Annotated in this window: 16 protein-coding genes; 4 read left to right on the top strand and 12 right to left on the bottom strand. The window is 60.3% G+C overall.

Annotated elements, in window-relative coordinates; translation table 11 throughout:
- Positions 1-33: 33 nt before the first annotated feature.
- Positions 34-489, bottom strand: coding sequence for a hypothetical protein (locus PTZ19_RS09725; protein WP_276354054.1), 456 nt, complete (start codon positions 487-489; stop codon positions 34-36).
- Between the two features lie 284 nt (positions 490-773).
- Between PTZ19_RS09725 and mqnE the strand changes: the two genes are divergently transcribed.
- Positions 774-1,877 carry an aminofutalosine synthase MqnE gene (gene mqnE / locus PTZ19_RS09720; protein ID WP_422614990.1) on the top strand — a complete coding sequence of 368 codons (1,104 nt, stop codon included), beginning with the start codon at positions 774-776 and terminating at the stop codon, positions 1,875-1,877.
- A gap of 79 nt (positions 1,878-1,956) precedes the next feature.
- Positions 1,957-3,018, top strand: coding sequence for an NAD(P)/FAD-dependent oxidoreductase (locus PTZ19_RS09715; protein WP_276354053.1), 1,062 nt, complete (start codon positions 1,957-1,959; stop codon positions 3,016-3,018).
- Between the two features lie 19 nt (positions 3,019-3,037).
- Here the strand turns inward: PTZ19_RS09715 and PTZ19_RS09710 are convergent, their stop codons facing one another.
- Positions 3,038-3,304, bottom strand: coding sequence for a YuzB family protein (locus PTZ19_RS09710; protein ID WP_422614989.1), 267 nt, complete (start codon positions 3,302-3,304; stop codon positions 3,038-3,040).
- Between the two features lie 99 nt (positions 3,305-3,403).
- Here PTZ19_RS09710 and PTZ19_RS09705 point away from each other — a divergent pair, with 99 nt between their 5' ends.
- Positions 3,404-3,652, top strand: coding sequence for a NifU family protein (locus tag PTZ19_RS09705; protein ID WP_276354052.1), 249 nt, complete (start codon positions 3,404-3,406; stop codon positions 3,650-3,652).
- A 103-nt stretch (positions 3,653-3,755) separates the two neighbouring features.
- Here the strand turns inward: PTZ19_RS09705 and PTZ19_RS09700 are convergent, their stop codons facing one another.
- From PTZ19_RS09700 to PTZ19_RS09670, 7 genes are all read right to left on the bottom strand, one after another.
- Positions 3,756-4,547, bottom strand: a complete 792-nt coding sequence (locus tag PTZ19_RS09700; RefSeq protein ID WP_276354303.1) for an SDR family oxidoreductase — start codon at positions 4,545-4,547, stop codon at positions 3,756-3,758.
- Between the two features lie 22 nt (positions 4,548-4,569).
- On the bottom strand, positions 4,570-5,289 hold the full coding sequence (locus tag PTZ19_RS09695) for a Cthe_2314 family HEPN domain-containing protein (protein ID WP_276354051.1): 720 nt from the start codon (positions 5,287-5,289) through the stop codon (positions 4,570-4,572).
- 122 nt (positions 5,290-5,411) lie between these two features.
- A complete protein-coding gene (locus PTZ19_RS09690; RefSeq protein WP_276354050.1) occupies positions 5,412-7,178 on the bottom strand; it encodes a UbiD family decarboxylase in 1,767 nt (588 codons plus the stop codon).
- A gap of 30 nt (positions 7,179-7,208) precedes the next feature.
- A complete protein-coding gene (locus PTZ19_RS09685; protein ID WP_276354049.1) occupies positions 7,209-8,150 on the bottom strand; it encodes a COX15/CtaA family protein in 942 nt (313 codons plus the stop codon).
- A gap of 179 nt (positions 8,151-8,329) precedes the next feature.
- Complete coding sequence (locus tag PTZ19_RS09680) at positions 8,330-9,106, bottom strand: sigma-70 RNA polymerase sigma factor region 4 domain-containing protein (RefSeq protein WP_276354048.1); 777 nt, start codon at positions 9,104-9,106, stop codon at positions 8,330-8,332.
- Between the two features lie 416 nt (positions 9,107-9,522).
- Positions 9,523-9,873, bottom strand: coding sequence for a thioredoxin family protein (locus PTZ19_RS09675; RefSeq protein WP_276354047.1), 351 nt, complete (start codon positions 9,871-9,873; stop codon positions 9,523-9,525).
- Positions 9,874-9,971: 98 nt separating this feature from the next.
- Positions 9,972-11,504, bottom strand: a complete 1,533-nt coding sequence (locus PTZ19_RS09670; protein ID WP_276354045.1) for a stalk domain-containing protein — start codon at positions 11,502-11,504, stop codon at positions 9,972-9,974.
- A 141-nt stretch (positions 11,505-11,645) separates the two neighbouring features.
- On the opposite strand from PTZ19_RS09670, the gene PTZ19_RS09665 reads away from it, so the two are divergent.
- Positions 11,646-12,881 (top strand): DUF2515 family protein, encoded by a 1,236-nt coding sequence (locus PTZ19_RS09665; RefSeq protein ID WP_276354043.1) that lies wholly within the window; start codon positions 11,646-11,648, stop codon positions 12,879-12,881.
- Here the strand turns inward: PTZ19_RS09665 and PTZ19_RS09660 are convergent.
- The 3 genes from PTZ19_RS09660 to PTZ19_RS09650 form a co-directional block, all read right to left on the bottom strand.
- Positions 12,878-14,506 carry a putative polysaccharide biosynthesis protein gene (locus PTZ19_RS09660; RefSeq protein ID WP_276354041.1) on the bottom strand — a complete coding sequence of 543 codons (1,629 nt, stop codon included), beginning with the start codon at positions 14,504-14,506 and terminating at the stop codon, positions 12,878-12,880. The two genes, PTZ19_RS09665 and PTZ19_RS09660, sit on opposite strands and share 4 nt — an antisense overlap.
- Positions 14,507-14,523: 17 nt before the next feature.
- Entirely contained in the window at positions 14,524-15,243 is a 720-nt protein-coding gene (locus PTZ19_RS09655) for a ThuA domain-containing protein (RefSeq protein WP_276354040.1), read from the bottom strand.
- 66 nt (positions 15,244-15,309) lie between these two features.
- Complete coding sequence (locus PTZ19_RS09650; RefSeq protein ID WP_276354039.1) at positions 15,310-15,819, bottom strand: DUF456 domain-containing protein; 510 nt, start codon at positions 15,817-15,819, stop codon at positions 15,310-15,312.
- Positions 15,820-15,826: the final 7 nt, after the last annotated feature.

The following is a 15,826-nucleotide window of genomic DNA, read 5'->3' as shown; positions in this document are numbered from 1 at the left end:
CCGCTTATGGTCCCTATAAAGCGAAAACCGGCGTTAAGCGCCGGCTTCTTCGTCTTTCCACTCTTTAGGGGCCGGGATCTGGCCCGCCAACGCTTTGAGCTCGATCCGGCAGCGGAACAGCCCTTTCTCGTTCTGCAGGAAGTCCGACAATCTGCGGAACACTTGAGCCAGCTCGGGGCCCGTCGATTCGGTATCGAGCGTGTACCGGAACTGGTCGGCGGACAAACCGCGCACCCGGCGGTCGAGCTCGCGGGAATCGTTCTCCTGCATCCTCCGCCATTCCTTGGACGGGTCGAACTTGTCCGCTTTCCGGACGATGTGCTCGTAAATGCGCTGCTTTTTGAGCCACATATAATATTGGATCGGATTGGACAGCCCCCATGCCTGGCTGAGATCCTTGATCGTATAGGCTTCGCGGTATTCGCGCAGCGTCTTGATTTTCTCTTCTTCCTCCAGCTTCTCCAGCTCGCTCAGCGGCATAATCTCCATTTTCGGAAGAACACACCTTTCGTACGGGGTTATCGTTATCCCATGCTCTTTGCGCCATAAGATAACCATTAATTGTTTATAATTCTAGTTGATTCCCGTTTTTCCTTCCAAATATACCTCTCCATTCCTTTCATTTATTTTCAGTTGCCGGGGAATAGGAGCAGGTTTATAATGTTTACAGTTGTGGACCGGAACGAAGCCCTTGTTTTTCGGCGGGAACTACATGTAATTTTTTTCACAAATCATAACGCCGTAAGTCTCATGACGGCGAGGAGGTTGGAATCATGACCTTGGTATCCGCGGATGCCGGCAAACGCATGACCGAAATCGCCGATAAAGTCCGCCATGGCGAAAGATTGTCTTTCGAAGACGGAGTCTTCCTGTACCGCTCCGACGACTTGCTGACGATCGGCCAGCTGGCCAACGAAGTCAACCTGAAGAAAAACGGCAGGAAAGTGTACTTCATCGAAAACATGAGCTTGTACTTCACGAACGTGTGCGAAGCTCACTGCGCTTTCTGCAATTTCCGCAAGGATCAAGGCGACGAAGGGGCGTACACGCTGACCCCCGAGGAAATGATCGCCTACGTCGACCAGCATATTCATCCGGGCGTTCGCGAATTCCATATCGTCGGCGGGCATAATCCCCACGTTCCCTTCGATTATTACGTGGAATCGATTCGGGCGCTGAAGAAGCGGTATCCGAACGTAACGATCAAAGCCTACACCGCGGCGGAAATCGATTTTTATTCCCGGATTTCCGGTCTTTCCTACCGGGAGGTTCTGGAACGGCTCATCGACGCCGGACTGGAGTCGCTGACCGGGGGCGGCGCGGAAATCCTCTCGGCGGAATACCGTAAAAAAATGCGGGTGGACAAAGCGGGCATCGAGCAATATTTGGAGGTTCACCGTCAAGCCCACCTTCTCGGCCTCCGGACGCCGACGACGATGCTGTACGGTTCGGTCGAATCGGTGGAGGAACGGGTTCAGCACATGCTGCATATCCGTTCCCTCCAGGACGAGACGGGCGGATTCCAGGTGTTCATTCCCCTGTCGATGCAGCCGATCAGTCCCAACGCGGGCATCCGCCGGCGCAACTCCGCCTTCGAGGATCTCAAGGCGATCGCGATCAGCCGCCTGATGCTGGACAACATCCCGCACATCAAGGCGTATTTTATCAATATCGGCACGCAGCTGACCCAAGTCGCCTTGACGATGGGAGCGTCCGACGCCCACGGCACGATCGTGCGGGAGCGGATCAGCCATGCGGCCGGCGCGCTCACCCCGGCGGGCATCACGAGGGAAGACCTGATGTGGCTTATCCGGGGAGCCGGAAGAGTCCCGGTGGAAAGGGATACGTTTTACAACGAAGTTCAGGTGTTCGAATAATTCGGCCGGCCCCGTCGGGTAGACGGGGTCTCTTCTGTGCCATACTAAAAGAACGTTCACGCCAAAGGGGTAAGTCGAAGTGAAAAACGTAGTGGTATTAGGCGGAGGATACGGCGGTCTCACCTTGGTGCACGAACTGCTGGGCAAGGAACTGCCGAAAGACGCCAAAATTCATCTCGTCGACAGGCTTCCGTTTCAAGGCCTGAAAACGGAGTATTACGCGCTGGCGGCCGGCACGGTGACGGATATGGATATCCGCGTGGCTTTTCCCGTGCATCCGCAGTTGGAAGTCGTTTACGGGGAAATCGAGGGCATCGACTGGGAACGGCGGCTGGTCGCCGTATCCGGACATGACCCCCTTCCGTACGACTCCCTCGTCATCGCGCTCGGATGCACCGACAATTACCACGGCATCGCGGGAGCGCGGGAGTTCAGCTGCAGCATCCAGTCCCTGTCGTCGACCCGCCGCACGTACCAGCAAGTGAACGACGTCAAGCCGAACGGCCAAGTCACGATCGTCGGCGGGGGATTAAGCGGCGTAGAAGTCGCCGCCGAGCTCCGCGAAAGCCGGCCGGATCTGAACATTCGCATCTTGGACCGCGGCGGAAGCATCTTGAACGGATTCCCCGGGAAATTACAGAAATACGTGTCCGCTTGGTTCACGGAACACGACATCGAAATGCGTTCCCACATTTCCATTACTTCGGTCGAACAGGGCGTCGTTCATAACGGCGATGAGGAGATTCTCGCCGACGTCACGATTTGGACGGCCGGCATTCAACCCGTGGAGCTCGTCGGCGGGTTAAACTTGCCGAAGGACCGGATGGGACGGCTGATCGTGAACGAATGGCACGAACTGCCCGATTTCCGCGACGTGTACGTCATCGGGGACTGCGCTTCCTCCGCCTTCTCGCCCAGCGCCCAATTGGCGGAGGCGATGGGCAAACAGGTCGCCGACGTCATTGCGGCCCGCTGGCAAGGCAAAGACATCCGCTTGCCGCGGATCAAGCTGAAAGGCGTGCTGGGCTCGCTCGGAAAAAAAGCCGGTTTCGGCCTCATGGGTTCCACGGCGATTATCGGCCGGGTTCCCCGCGTGCTCAAAAGCGGCGTTTTGTGGATGAGCAAACACCATATCGGTTAACGGATTCCGAAGCGGATTCTTACAAATCGTCGAGCAACTTGTCCAGAGCGGATTTTTCCTCTTCCTGCTCCTTGATGGCTTTGTAAATGAGCTCCAAAAGCTGCTCCGGCGTTTCCGCGACGACCGTATCGCCGTTCACCATCGCGTAAGGCGACAGGAAACACTCTCCGCAATTGCCGAGGCAGCCGTATTCGACCACCTCGATGTCCGGATCCTGTTCCAGGCGTTCGATGATATCGTCGGTTCCATGATGCCGGTTACTGACGCAAAATTCCACGATGTTCACAATGCGGAGCCTCCTTTCCGAAACCCGGACGTCGCGACGAACTTCCGTTTGAATTCATGCGGAATTGTACTATAATAGATACGAAAGGAGTGGATAACCATGAGTGAAAGCGTACAAAGCACGTCGATGTACGACGAAGTGCTCGAGGTACTGGATAAATTGCGCCCCTTCCTGCAACGGGACGGCGGGGACGTGGAATTGGTCGACGTGGAAGACGGCGTCGTCAAGCTTCGCTTGATGGGTGCCTGCGGCAGCTGCCCGAGCTCCACGATCACGCTGAAAGCCGGGATCGAGCGCGCGCTCCTCGAAGAAGTCGAAGGCATCGAAGAAGTCGTACAAGTATTCTGATTTTATCGGTATCGTGAAATACATCGACCCAAGGTCCTGCCCCCGCGGCGGGACCTTGATTTTTTTCCCGAAAAGCGAAGCCTGCCTTCGAGGCACATTCCGACTACTTTCTGGAGACCCCGATTTGATCCCTTAAATTGGCGCGGATCGGGTCGAGTCCGCCCGAGACGTCGATCGTATTGCCGGTGATGAAGTCGGATTCCGGCTGGCAGAGAAACGTGATCACGCGGGCGACGTCCTCTCCGGTGCCCGGCCGTCCGCGCGGCGATTCTTCGTCCAAGATGCCGCGGGCATCGGCGATGCCTTTCTCTTTGTTGCCGCCTCGGATATCCCCCGGACAAATCATGTTGACCGTAATGCCATGGGAAGCTTCTTCGACCGCCAGCGTTTTCGTAAAAGAAACGAGACCCACTTTGGCCGCGGCGTAAACCGCCCGGTGCGGCCACGACCGCGCCTCCGCCGCATGGCCGAAGCCGAAATGGATGATCCGGCCCCACCCCTTCGCCCTCATGCCCGGAAGCACGCGGTGGTCCAGCAGCATCGTGCCGACCAGGTTTCCGTTCATCAAATGATGGATCTCTTCCCTGCCGTAATCCGCGAACAACTTGCGCTCCCGAATGAAGGGACCGGCGTTGTTGATCAGAATGTCGACCATGCCCAGCTCCCGTTCGACTTCGGACACCAGGCGGTCCGCTTCTTCCTCGCGCGAGATATCGGCCCGGATGGCCACGGCCTTCCGGCCCATCGCCAGGATGTCGGCCGCCGCCCGTTCGGCTTCCTCGCGGCTCGAGACGTAATTCAAAGCCACGTCGCATCCGGAGGCGGCCAGCTCCAGCGCCGTCCGGCGCCCCAATCCTTTGGCGCTGCCGGTCACCAGCGCCGTCTTGCCGTTCAACAATCGTCCCGCCTCCCCTCTCCTAAGGCAAGCGCCGCATGCGCCCGCAGGCGAACGCGAATACGCGTTCCACCGTGCCCAGCACCATGGCCCAGCCTTCGCGGGCGTCCGCCATGTTCCCCGGCAAATTTTCCAAATGCCACGGTTCCCCGTTGCCCGAGCCCATCCGCTCGCTGGTCTGCAGGTCGTCTTTCAGCTCGGCGTTCATGTAGTGGATTTCCGTGTTTCTCCTTCTCCGAAGCCGGCTCATCGCGTCCCGGTGCTCTTCCTTCAGGGCGGTCAGCATCGCGGCCAGTTCGGCATGGCGTCCGGTCTCCCGCAACCGCCGGAGCACGGTGAAATAGGAGAACCGGGGCTTGACCTTCTCGGTCTTCAACTCCAGCAGGTCGTTCATCAGCGTGCCCATCTTATCCAGCAGCGAGAAAATGCGAATGTAGGCGTTTTTATCGAAATAAACGTGCCGGCCGTAATTCAACCGATCCGCGTCGGTCAACTTTTCCCAGGAAACGCGGGGCACCCGGTTGCCGAAAAACTCGGCGGCGAACAGGCTCTCTTCCAGCTCGTCCAGCGAACGCCGCAGCCCTTCCGCCCAGACGGCGTAGGTCCGGAGCTTCCCGGCGATCTCCGGATTGCGGCGCGACAAGCGGTCGCATAACTCCGTGAATTCCCCCATCGCCGCGAAGGCGGCTTTCAGCGCTCCATCGGGCGTACGGGGGGGTTCTCCCAGCATCGATCGCAGCAACGGCGACTCCTCCACCCATTTCGCATATTCCCATTGTATCGCAACCCGCTATGGACGCTCAACCGGCCTTCACGCAAAGAACCCCTAAGGGCGTACCTTAGGGGCTCTTGCTTCATGCTCGCTCAGGAGCGGAAATATTCGGACCAACGACGGTCCACCAATTGCGCGACGTCCTCCCGGGGGATGAGCTCGTCCGGGTATCCGGGCTTCATGCGGGCATCGATGACGATCGGAAGCCGATACGCGATATGATGCCGTCCCGGTTCGCTGGCCGCGTAAATGTCGGCGGCGGGATTGAACCGGGTGAACGTCGTCCACAGGAACGGCGTCTGCCCGCCCGCGACGTCCGCGTCGTCGGCAAGGATGACGAGCGGCCAGGAAGAGCCGCTGCGGTTCAAGTATTCGGCCAGCCGCGAGCAGAGCTGCGGGTCCTCCCGGAAGGAAGCGCCTTCCACGACCAGGCAGCCGCGGCTGTAAGGCTTGACCTTCCGGATGCCGGGCAGCGGGCCCTCTTCGTAAACGGCCGGCAGCTCGCGCACCGGCTCGCCTACGCCCAGCAGCACGGCCTTGCTGCCATGGTTCAGCCTTGGGCCGGTATAGTCCAGCGTGTCATGCGAAGTGTTGTCGAACACGATCAGGTCGCGCGACGGGTCGAACCGCTCCAGCACCGCTTCCAGCAGATCCGGGAAACGGGCCAAGTCGACCGGCCGGTCGGTCAGCATCAGGAACTTGGTGAGCGTCAGTTGTCCTTCGCCCAAAATCCGGAACGCGGTGCCCAGCGCTTCGCGGGAATAGCTTTCCCGCACCACCGCCGCGGCAAGCGCGTGGAATCCGGTCTCGGCATAGGTCCAAAGACTGCGCACGCCCGGCATGACCATCGGGAAGGCGGGCGACAGCAGCCGCTGCAAAAATTCGCCGAGGTAATAATCTTCCTGCCGGGGCTTGCCGACGACCGTCGCCGGGTAGATCGCGTCTTTGCGGTGCCAGACGTGGTCCACATGGAACACCGGAAAATCATGCTGCAGCGAATAGTAGCCGTAATGGTCGCCGAACGGCCCTTCCGGCCTGCGTTCGAACGGCGGCACTTGGCCGGCGATCGCGAACTCGGCTTCGGCGGGAATCCGGTGCCCGCCCAGCGGATCGTCCGCCAAGGGCAGCTTGCCGCCGAGAATGAGCGAAGCCAGGAGCAGCTCCGGCACGTTCTCCGGCACCGGCGCGATCGCCGACGCGATGAGGGCGGGCGGTCCTCCGAGGAAAACGGATACCGGCAAAGCCCGTCCCCGCTTCTCGGCCTCGTGGTAATGGAAGCCTCCGCCTTTATGGATTTGCCAGTGCATGCCGGTCGTCCGGCCGTCGAACACCTGCATCCGATACATGCCGAGGTTATGTTGTTTGGGGTGGTCCGGGTGCTCCGTATACACGAGCGGCAGCGTCACGAACGGTCCCCCGTCCTCCTGCCAGCTCGTGATGACGGGCAGACCTTCCAGCGGATTTTCCTTTCTGGAGGCTTGGAGCACCGGAGCTTGCTCATGCGGAACCCGCCGCATCCCGACCTTCATCAGGTCGAGCAGCATGTCCTTCTCCCGCCACAAATTCGGAAGCGTCGGCGGAATGAGCGTATCCAAGGCGCCGACCAGCCTGCGGGCCAGCGCCTCCGGCCGGTGGCCGAACGCCAGGTCGACCCGCCGGCTCGTCCCGAACAGATTCGTCGCGACGGGGAACGGGCTTCCTTTGACGTTCGTGAACAGCAGGGCCGGCCCTTCCTGTTCGATGACGCGCCGATGGATTTCCGCCAGCTCCAGGTTGGGATCCACCGGCGCCTCGATGACGGCGAGTTGGTTTTCTTGACGCAAAGCGTCCAAATACGGCCTCAGGGATCGGAATGTCATGAACCGCAGCGAGCCTCCAATCGAAAAGCCTCAAGTATCGAAAAAGTTCCGGGTTCGCAGCGTCAGCTGGCAGAGGACGCTGAACAAGGCGGAAATGATGACGGTATGAAGCAAACCGGTAAACACGTAGACGTTATGGTTGCCAAGGGTCGCGACCAACAGCCCTCCGCTCAGGATCTGCAAGCAGACGAGCAAGAGCGCCCAGTTCGACGTCCGCGCCGCGTCCGAGCCGGACTCCGTCCGTTTGCGAACGAAGTACACGAGCGCCGCCGCCACGACGAGCAGCAGCAAGGCCGCCAGACGGTGCGCGAAAGCGATGTCGACGGCCCGGCCGCCCATCGTCGGAATCGCTTCCCCGTTGCAAAGCGGCCAACCGGCGCAAGCGCCGCCCGATCCGGTATGCCGGATATACGCTCCCAAATAGACGACTCCGTAACAATAGATCAGCGTAACCAGCGAAAACCAGAACACCGAGCTTGGCACCGGGCGGCTTCCGCCGGACTTGGCGGCCGTTTGCCGCCCATCCGGTTCGGACGCGGCCTTCGCGGCCCAAGCATAGAGCAGCCAGGTGCAAGTGAAGGCGAACATCGAGATGCCGAAGTGAAGCGCCAGCACCGCCTTCGATTGCTGCCAGACGACCGCCATCGCTCCGAGCGCCGCTTGAAGGAAGGTGAAGAACAAAGATCCCGAAGCGTACCAAATCGGTTCCTTGCGCTTCACCGGCTTCCAAAGCACCGTCGCCAGGAAGCTCGCGCCGACCAGAAGGCCGACTGCTCCGCTCACCATGCGGTGGGAATACTCCACCATCGATTCCAGCGTGTAGGCGGGAATGAACTTCCCGTTGCAGAGGGGCCAGTCCGTGCCGCATCCCGCCTGGGACTCCGTATTCGTGACCAGCACGCCCGCGATCAGCACGACGAACATGCCGATGCAGGTCAGCAAGGTCAACCATTTGTATTTTTGCAGGGTCATCGCCATTCCCCGATTTCTCTGATGGAAGATACGTCCGATCGACATTTCCCATTATACCGAAGCCCTCCCCCCAATACCATGTTCAAAATGTGTCCGATTCCCAAACGAAGTGTGAAGCCAATGAAAAAAGACCTCCGCCTCCACCTTGTCGGGGAAGCCGAGGTCCTAACGCATAGCTCTTAGCTCGACTGGCTCTGGCCGCTGTCCTGCGCGGAGCCGCCGGAGCCGTGATGCCCGCGCCCGCCTCCGCGGAAGAATCCGCCGTTCACGAATTTGTCCGCCAAATCCGCCGCTCGCGCCAGCCGTTTATCGGCCTGGTCCTGGGTCAATTTGCCGTCTTGGACCTGCTGCTGGATTTGCGCTTGGATGGCTGCGGTTTCCGCGTCGATCAACGTCTGGACTTCGACGTTTTTCTCCTTCGCCACGTCGGCGAGCGTTTTGCCCGCTTGCAGCGCCGTCTTCAAGTCTTCCACGGTCATTCCGAGCGCGGATGCCGCGGCGGACAGGTCGCGTTGCGCAAAACCCTCCGCTCCCGCAACGCCGTCCCGTTTGCCCGCCGCAACGCCGCCTTTGGCGTCGAGCAGATCGTCCGCGTTGTTCGCGAACTCCTGCTTCATCTGATCCAATCTCGCCGCGTTGGCGTCGATCAGCGCCTGCTTTAACGCGTCTCGGGACACCCCTTGCTCCTCCGCGATTTCCGCCAGCGACTTGCCTTCCTTCAGCTTCGCTTGCAGGGCGGCCCGATCCAGCTTCAGAAGGTCCAGCACGGACTGGTCGACGGCGCGGGTACCCATGCCGAAGCGGCCTCCTTTGCCCGGATGTTGCTTGTCCGTCTGCACGGCGCTAGTCGGGGATGCCGCGGAGCTGCCGCCCGTCGACGTCGCCGCATAGGCGCTGAAGGGAATCATGACCGCCATCGCCGCGGCCAAACCGATCGCTTTCGTCGTTTTCTTCATTTCCTTGCCTCCTTCAAGTTATAGCAAAGTTTGGTACAGGTACAGTATGGGCGGCCAATCTTAAACGGGGATGAATCCTCGCTGAAGGTTCCCTGAAAATACCGGAAGCGCCGAGAAAATGAGGTTGAGAGTCGGAATCTACCTCCTCACGACCGTCGGCGCAGCGCCTTCGACGCGCCATACCCACGCCGTGACCCGATAAAATCGGGTTGCAGCACCCCAGCGAGGGGGCCGTAAGCCCAAAAAGAGTTCGAACGCATGAACGGGAGAGGCGCGCAGAAAAGACTCTCCCCGAAACTTGCGGTGACTATATGCATGTAAATTCGCCGGCAATATAATAAAACAGACGCCCTTCCTCTCGCCTTAGCGGCAATGGGAAAGGCGTCTGTTTGCGCCTGCGTTCATTCGGTTTTCGATTAAGCTTGCGGAGCCATCGCGTTCGAAACTTCAACCGCCCGGTCCAGGAACTGCTCGATTTCGTCGCGGGTTTTGCGAAGCTTGCTGACGAAGCGGATGAGCTCCTGCCCGCCGCGAAACGCGATAAAGCTGGGGATGCCCAGGATATTCAGCTCCGAGCAAAGGTCGGGCAACTCGTCCCGGTCGATCTCGATAAACCGGATTCGGTCGGCGTACGCAGCCTCCACTTCGGGCATGAAAGGCTCGATGAAATGGCAGTCCTTGCACCACGTAGCCTTGAACACCGCCACCGTCAGCCCGTCCCGGCCCGTCGCCTCCCGAAACGCTTGCTCTTCGGTTACTTTTTGCATAAGGATCATCCTCCATTGTCGGCCAACAACCGGCTAAGATGTACGGTTATTATACGCCCGGGGATGAGCCGCGGCAAGCCGGCTGCCGACTCGCCAATTCAGAGATCCCGGCTGACCGTCACCGTAAGGAAACCGTCGTCTTCCTCGGCATACGTGTAAGTGGCCTTCAGCAGCTTCGTCAGGTCATCCGCGCCCATGTACGCGTAGGAACCGTTCAGATGCACCGGCTCCGCCAGCTGGACCTTCGACCCGTTCACGACCGCTTCGGACGAGCCGATCGTCAGGACGATTTCTTGCCCCGTCCCCTCGTCCGTAAACCGGATTTCCCTCGTGGGGTGGTTGTACGTGAACGAGTCTTCGAATCCTTCCAACGTTTCCCGAATCGGAAGTTGAACGCTGGCTTTCGACCCGTTCCTTTCGATTACAGGGGGCGTGTCGTAAAAGGAATAGCCATCCAGCTCGAACGAAGTGTCGTCGATCTGCAGCTCGTTTTTGAGCAGATCGTAAATCGGCGAACCTTCTTCAAGGTTCCGCAAAAATCCGGAGGCGGACAATCCGTCCAGCTCATCGGGGGTGAGCGCGTCCGCCGGCGTCTCGATCGCGGGAACGGATACGTTGCCGTTCACGTTCCAAATCTCCGAATGCGTCCGCACGGCGATGCTCCGCACGGGGAATCCGGACATCGAGAACACGGCAGGAGCGATCTTCAGGTCCATGTCGGACTTGCGCAGCTGCAGCGAATCGTCCACGTAGAAGTCGGCCTTCAATTGCGTGCCTTTATCGAAAACGAGCGACCACTCGAGGCTTCCTTTTGCTTTCGCCAGTTCGGCCTGGGCCTCTTTGAGCTCGGGAATCAGCGTCTGGACCCCTTCTTCCGCCCAGTCCTTCAAATCCTCTGCGGTGGGGTTCTCGTCCCCGGTCAATTCCCAAAGCAATTCCGGCGGCAGCCCCGAGAGCTGGCCCGCGACGCTTTCGAGCATGGCCCGCAACCCGTCTTCGTCCCCGGCCAGCGCATCCACGTAGCGAAGGAGAAGGTCTCCAAGCTCTTGGCCGTCGAATTCCGCGTGCAGCTTCGTGAGCCCCGTCGATTGCCCGTTCACCGACGTCCATTCGCGGGAAGCGCTCAGCTTTTCCGGATTCGGAAGATGGTGCACGAAATATCCGGCTGCCTCTTTCATGAGCTGCCGAACCGGTTCTTCGAGCTGATTCGTCATCGGCATATCCGCCTCGCCGAGATCGATCAGCAGCGGTTTCTTGGCTCCCTCCACGGAGAGCAGCATCCGCTCGGAGTCCATCAGGAATTTGAAGTTCACCGGCTTTTTGCCGCCGAACGCGAGCGAGCCCGCGTAGCTGATCCGGTTTTGCGCGTCTACCTGCGCTTTATCGATCTTCAGCGAGATCTGGCCCAGAAGCCCGAGCAGCTTCGCTTCCTGAGGATCCATCGTTTCCAGGAAGTCCGGATTCCAATCGATCGCCACGTCGACGGTGCCCGACTGCTCCGCGGACTTCACGTCCAGCTGCTTCAGGATCACGTCGTCGAAATTCAGGCCCGAGACCGCTTGACAGCCGACCAGCAAGGCCGCTAGCACCGCGCATAAGGCGATGCCCCATTTCCGCCATGTTTTCTTCATTCCGTTTTCCCCTTTCCTCGCGGCCCTGCACAAGTAAGTTTGGAAACATTTCCCTAGCCGCAACAAGAGTAATTCGACGCCCGGAACGGGAATCCTCCCGGCAAATCCGTTACATTCCCAAACAAAGGAGTGGGCGCCCCATTGACATCGTTATGGCAGGCCGCCGGCGAGCTGGCGCTCGGATTCGCGAGGAAGTCCGCGGCATGGCGGAGGTCCCTTCGGCTAACCGCCCGGCGCAGGCCGCTTTCCTGCAACTGCGGGGAAGGAAGCCCGCTCTTCGGCGAATTGAACCGGTTGTTGCGAGAGCCCTCCAGGGAAACGTTCACGATCCAGTCCGGAATGGGTAACGCGGAAGAAGAGGCGTTCATCGGGACGCTTCTCCGGGACACCCGCGTCTGGAACCTCGACAACGTGACGCGAACGCAGGCCTATTGGAATGTATTCCGATCGCTGCCCGAACTGCACTGGGCGCTGCTCGCCCACATGGTGTCGCGGAACGGAGGCTGGTCGATGACCGATTTGAAAGGGGAATGGCTGCCCCGGCTGCTCGAACCGGATACGGCGGAGATGCATTTCGCTTTGCTGGAGACGTGCAACGCGCTGATTTTCCGGGATGCCTACCCGCAGCTCAGGTTGTACGCGGAAAGCCTTAAACGGAATAGGCCGCTGTTCGGGCTGTTGCCGAAATTCGGCGTATCGGCGTTCATGGGCCCGTTCTGGGAACGTTTCTGGACGGATCGCGACCCCGTGCCTTTGACGGTTGCCTTGATTATCAACGAACAGAACGTGATCCAGAACCCGGTCGTGGAACATCCGTTGTATCGGGACCGCGTGCTCCGAACGCCGTCTTTCCGCGCCCTGCCCTGGCTGCAGACGAACCAGGTCGTCTTTCCGTTGCTGGAAGACGACCGGAAAGGAAAAATCCGGCTTCCATTGGCCGGAGCGGTGCTGGAGCGGTTCGCCAGCCTGGACGAGCGGATCCGGTTCGGCAAAAGCTTATATGCGATGCTTTTCGGTTATCCGCGCGTGCTGGCCGGCGTTCGGGCGTTCGCGGAGCGGATCCCGCATACCGGTTCCCGAGCGGACTATTGGCCGGAGCGGTTCGGGGAACGCAAAAAAGGCGGGAACTCCCCCGAAAGGGAATTCTCCGCCGACGATTCGCTTTGGTACAGCCCCAAACTGGACCAAGCGTGGAACGACCGCCCCTTGCCCGAACCTCCGTCCATCGATTGGTTCCGAGGAGACTTGGCGCGGTCCATGACCGCATCGTGGCTTACATCGCCGAAGCCTCCTCGGCTCGTCGACATGACGGAGGAGCATGAGCTCGCGCAGCGCAAGCTGCAAACCCTTGCGGCCGCGCCGCTTCCCCGTATTTAACCGCCGGAGGCGCGGCCGGCGCGCAAGCGGAACAACGGGGCCAGCAGCTTGCGGACGGGCCCGGGATACGACCCCGCCTCTTCCCGGGTAATCACCCGGAACAGGATGAGCAGCGCCGGATACACCAGAAGGACGGCGACGCCCATTACGGCCGAAGAGAAGAACAGCGCGCCCCGGTCGGGCAAGCCGGCCAATAAGGCGAGCACCGCGCTTTGAAGCCCCCAAAGCACGGCGGCCGTTACGGCGATCGCCGCCAGGAAACCGGCCCAGCGTCCCTTGTCGATGACCCGCAGGTCCGATCTTTTTTTCAGGCTGAGGATATTGAAGCCCAGCGTCCACAGGAAACAGATCGACGTCGCGGCGATCAGTCCGTATACGCCCATCCAAGGCGCCAGGGCGAAGCTGAGCACGATTTTCACCAGAATGCCGGTCAGCGCGTGCATGGTGGCTTTACGCGGCTGGCCGATCCCGAGCAAAATCGAGTTCGTCACCATCATCCCGATCTGGAAAATGGTGCCGAACGACAGCAGCCCCACGACGAGGCTCCCCCGGCTGGAACTGAACAGGCAGCCGTTGACGCTGTAAGCTCCGACGGACAGCAGCAAGACGATCGGCATGCCGCTGAATACGGCGATGCGCACGGCCAGCGACGATTGGGCGCCGACTTTGGCGCGGTCCCCCGTCGCATGGGCGGAGGAGATGACCGGAATGATCGACTGGCTGAGCGCGACGGCCAGAATGACCGGGATGCCCGCGATGGACTGCGCGTTCTGCAAGAGCACGCTGCCCCACGCATCGATCGTTTCGGGTTGGAAATGCCCCCGCAGCAAAGGATGGAGGAGAACCCCGTCCAGCGTATACATCATTTGAACGGTAATGGCCGTAAGTACGATCGGCACCGAAAGGCGAAACAGCTCCCGGTAAATGTCGCCCAATTTCAGCCTCCGGCCGCCGGAAGCGTGCTTCGCGGTACCGGAAGCCTTATCCGCCGAGGCCAGCTTGCGCGCATAGTACAACATGACGCCGAACGCGCCAATGCTGCCGAAAACGCTGCCGAACGAGGCTCCCGCCGCGACTTTCTCGTCGCTCCACCCCCATGCCGAAAACGCGAAAGCCAGGGCGACCGCCGACGCCACCCTCAGGATTTGCTCGACGATCTGCGAGAGGCCGCCCGCCGACATGTTGTGCCGACCCTGGAAATACCCGCGCATCATCGCGATCACCGGGAACAGGATAAGCGAAGGGGCGATGGCCCGAATCGACGCCGCGGCGCCCGGATCGTGCATGAGCGCGGAGATCATCGGAGCCAAGCCGAGCATGACGAGCGTGATCAGGAGTCCGGCGGCCGCTCCGAACAGAAGAGCGGCGCGGTAAATTTGCCGCGCCTCGTTCTCTCTCCCCAGCGAATAGCGTTCGGAGACCATCTTGCTTACCGCGCTGGGAATCCCGGCCGTCGCCACCGCCAGCAGCAACAAATACAGGTTATTGGCGATTCCGTAGTATTGGTTTCCTTTATCCCCGAGGATATGCTCGATGGGCACCCGCTGCAGAATGCCGAGAGCCCTCGCCACGAGCGCGGCCGCGGCGAGGATAAGCGTGCCTTTGAGCAGCGTGTCTTTTTTCACCGGTTAAGAGCCTCGATTCATTGGATCGGTTCGAGCGGTTGATGGTGGCCCCGCACGGGTTTCGCCGCGCCCGACGGCGCCGCCCAACGGACGCCGTTCGCGATCACGCGGCGCACGAGCGGGACGTAGTAGGTCGGGTACGTCTCGTGTCCCGGGCGGAAATAGAAAATTTTCCCTTGGCCGCGATGCCACGTGCAGCCGCTGCGGAATACTTCCCCGCCTTCGAACCAGCTGACGAATATCAGCTCGTCCGGCGCCGGGATGTCGAAGTGCTCGCCGTACATTTCCTCCGGCTTGATTTCGAAATATTCCGGAATGCCCGCGGCGATCGGATGGGCGGGATTCACCGTCCAGATTCTTTCCTTCTCGTTCGCCTCGCGCCATTTCAGGTCGCAGCCCGTTCCCATCAGCTTTTTGAAAATTTTCGAGAAATGTCCCGAATGGAGCACGACGAGGCCCATGCCGTTCAGCACGCGCTCGTGCACCCGTTCGACGATGGCGTCATCCACCTCGTGATGGGCCATGTGCCCCCACCAGATCAAGACGTCGGTGTCGTCCAGCACTTCCTGCGTCAGCCCGTGCTCGGGCTCCGGCAAAGTGGCCGTGCGGACCGTGAAGCCTCCCTCCGCCTCGAGACCGTCGGCGATCGCCTTGTGAAGCCCCTCCGGATACACTTTGCGAACCTCTTCGTGAATCTGCTCGTGCCGGAATTCGTTCCATACCGTTACGCGAAGCATGATGTAGATCCTCCTTGAATCGGAGTTTGACGGAGCCAAACTCTCGCTGGTTTTAGGGTTGCGAAATTACCAAATCAGCCAAACGACGAATACGGCAATCATGGACAGCTGCAGGATGATCTTCACGACCGTGCTGCTGAACAGCCCGATGAGCGATCCCCAGCCGACCTTCAAAGACCGGACGAAAAATTCCCGGTTCAGCGGGGTTCCTTTGACCAGGCCGTCCAACCATTCCCCGATCACCGCGCCGGCCAACGGGCCGATGATCAGACCGAACGCCGGAATCACGAACGGCCCGATCAGCACGCCGATCGTGCTGCCGACCACCGAAGCTTTGGAGCCTCCGTATTTCTTGACTCCCCAGGCGTTCACGAGGTAGTCCGCGACGGTCAGCAGGACGAGGATCAACGTCTGGATCGCCCAGAACCAGAAACCGAACGGCTCGAACGAGAAAAAAAAGCCGTACACGAAGAAGCCCGCGAAAATGAACACCGCCCCCGGGAGTACCGGAAGCACGGCGCCCGCCATGCCAAGGGCGAACAGCGCCGCGACGATCAGCCAGCCGATTGCGTCCATCAAGATC

The organism is Cohnella caldifontis, from assembly GCF_029360585.1.
Classification (GTDB): Bacteria; Bacillota; Bacilli; order Paenibacillales; family Paenibacillaceae; genus Cohnella; species Cohnella caldifontis.
The sequence above is the reverse complement of the archived record's forward strand: the minus strand, read 5'-3'. Positions and strand labels throughout refer to the sequence as shown.

What these genes read in the sequence shown, in the direction of transcription:
- PTZ19_RS09725 (WP_276354054.1), bottom strand. Translation starts at nt 489, where the DNA reads ATGGAGATTATGCCGCTGAGCGAGCTGGAGAAGCTGGAGGAAGAAGAG.
- mqnE (WP_422614990.1), top strand. Translation starts at nt 774, where the DNA reads ATGACCTTGGTATCCGCGGATGCCGGCAAACGCATGACCGAAATCGCC.
- PTZ19_RS09705 (WP_276354052.1), top strand. Translation starts at nt 3,404, where the DNA reads ATGAGTGAAAGCGTACAAAGCACGTCGATGTACGACGAAGTGCTCGAG.
- PTZ19_RS09690 (WP_276354050.1), bottom strand. Translation starts at nt 7,178, where the DNA reads ATGACATTCCGATCCCTGAGGCCGTATTTGGACGCTTTGCGTCAAGAA.
- PTZ19_RS09685 (WP_276354049.1), bottom strand. Translation starts at nt 8,150, where the DNA reads ATGACCCTGCAAAAATACAAATGGTTGACCTTGCTGACCTGCATCGGC.
- PTZ19_RS09680 (WP_276354048.1), bottom strand. Translation starts at nt 9,106, where the DNA reads ATGAAGAAAACGACGAAAGCGATCGGTTTGGCCGCGGCGATGGCGGTC.
- PTZ19_RS09675 (WP_276354047.1), bottom strand. Translation starts at nt 9,873, where the DNA reads ATGCAAAAAGTAACCGAAGAGCAAGCGTTTCGGGAGGCGACGGGCCGG.
- PTZ19_RS09670 (WP_276354045.1), bottom strand. Translation starts at nt 11,504, where the DNA reads ATGAAGAAAACATGGCGGAAATGGGGCATCGCCTTATGCGCGGTGCTA.
- PTZ19_RS09655 (WP_276354040.1), bottom strand. Translation starts at nt 15,243, where the DNA reads ATGCTTCGCGTAACGGTATGGAACGAATTCCGGCACGAGCAGATTCAC.
- PTZ19_RS09650 (WP_276354039.1), bottom strand. Translation starts at nt 15,819, where the DNA reads ATGGACGCAATCGGCTGGCTGATCGTCGCGGCGCTGTTCGCCCTTGGC.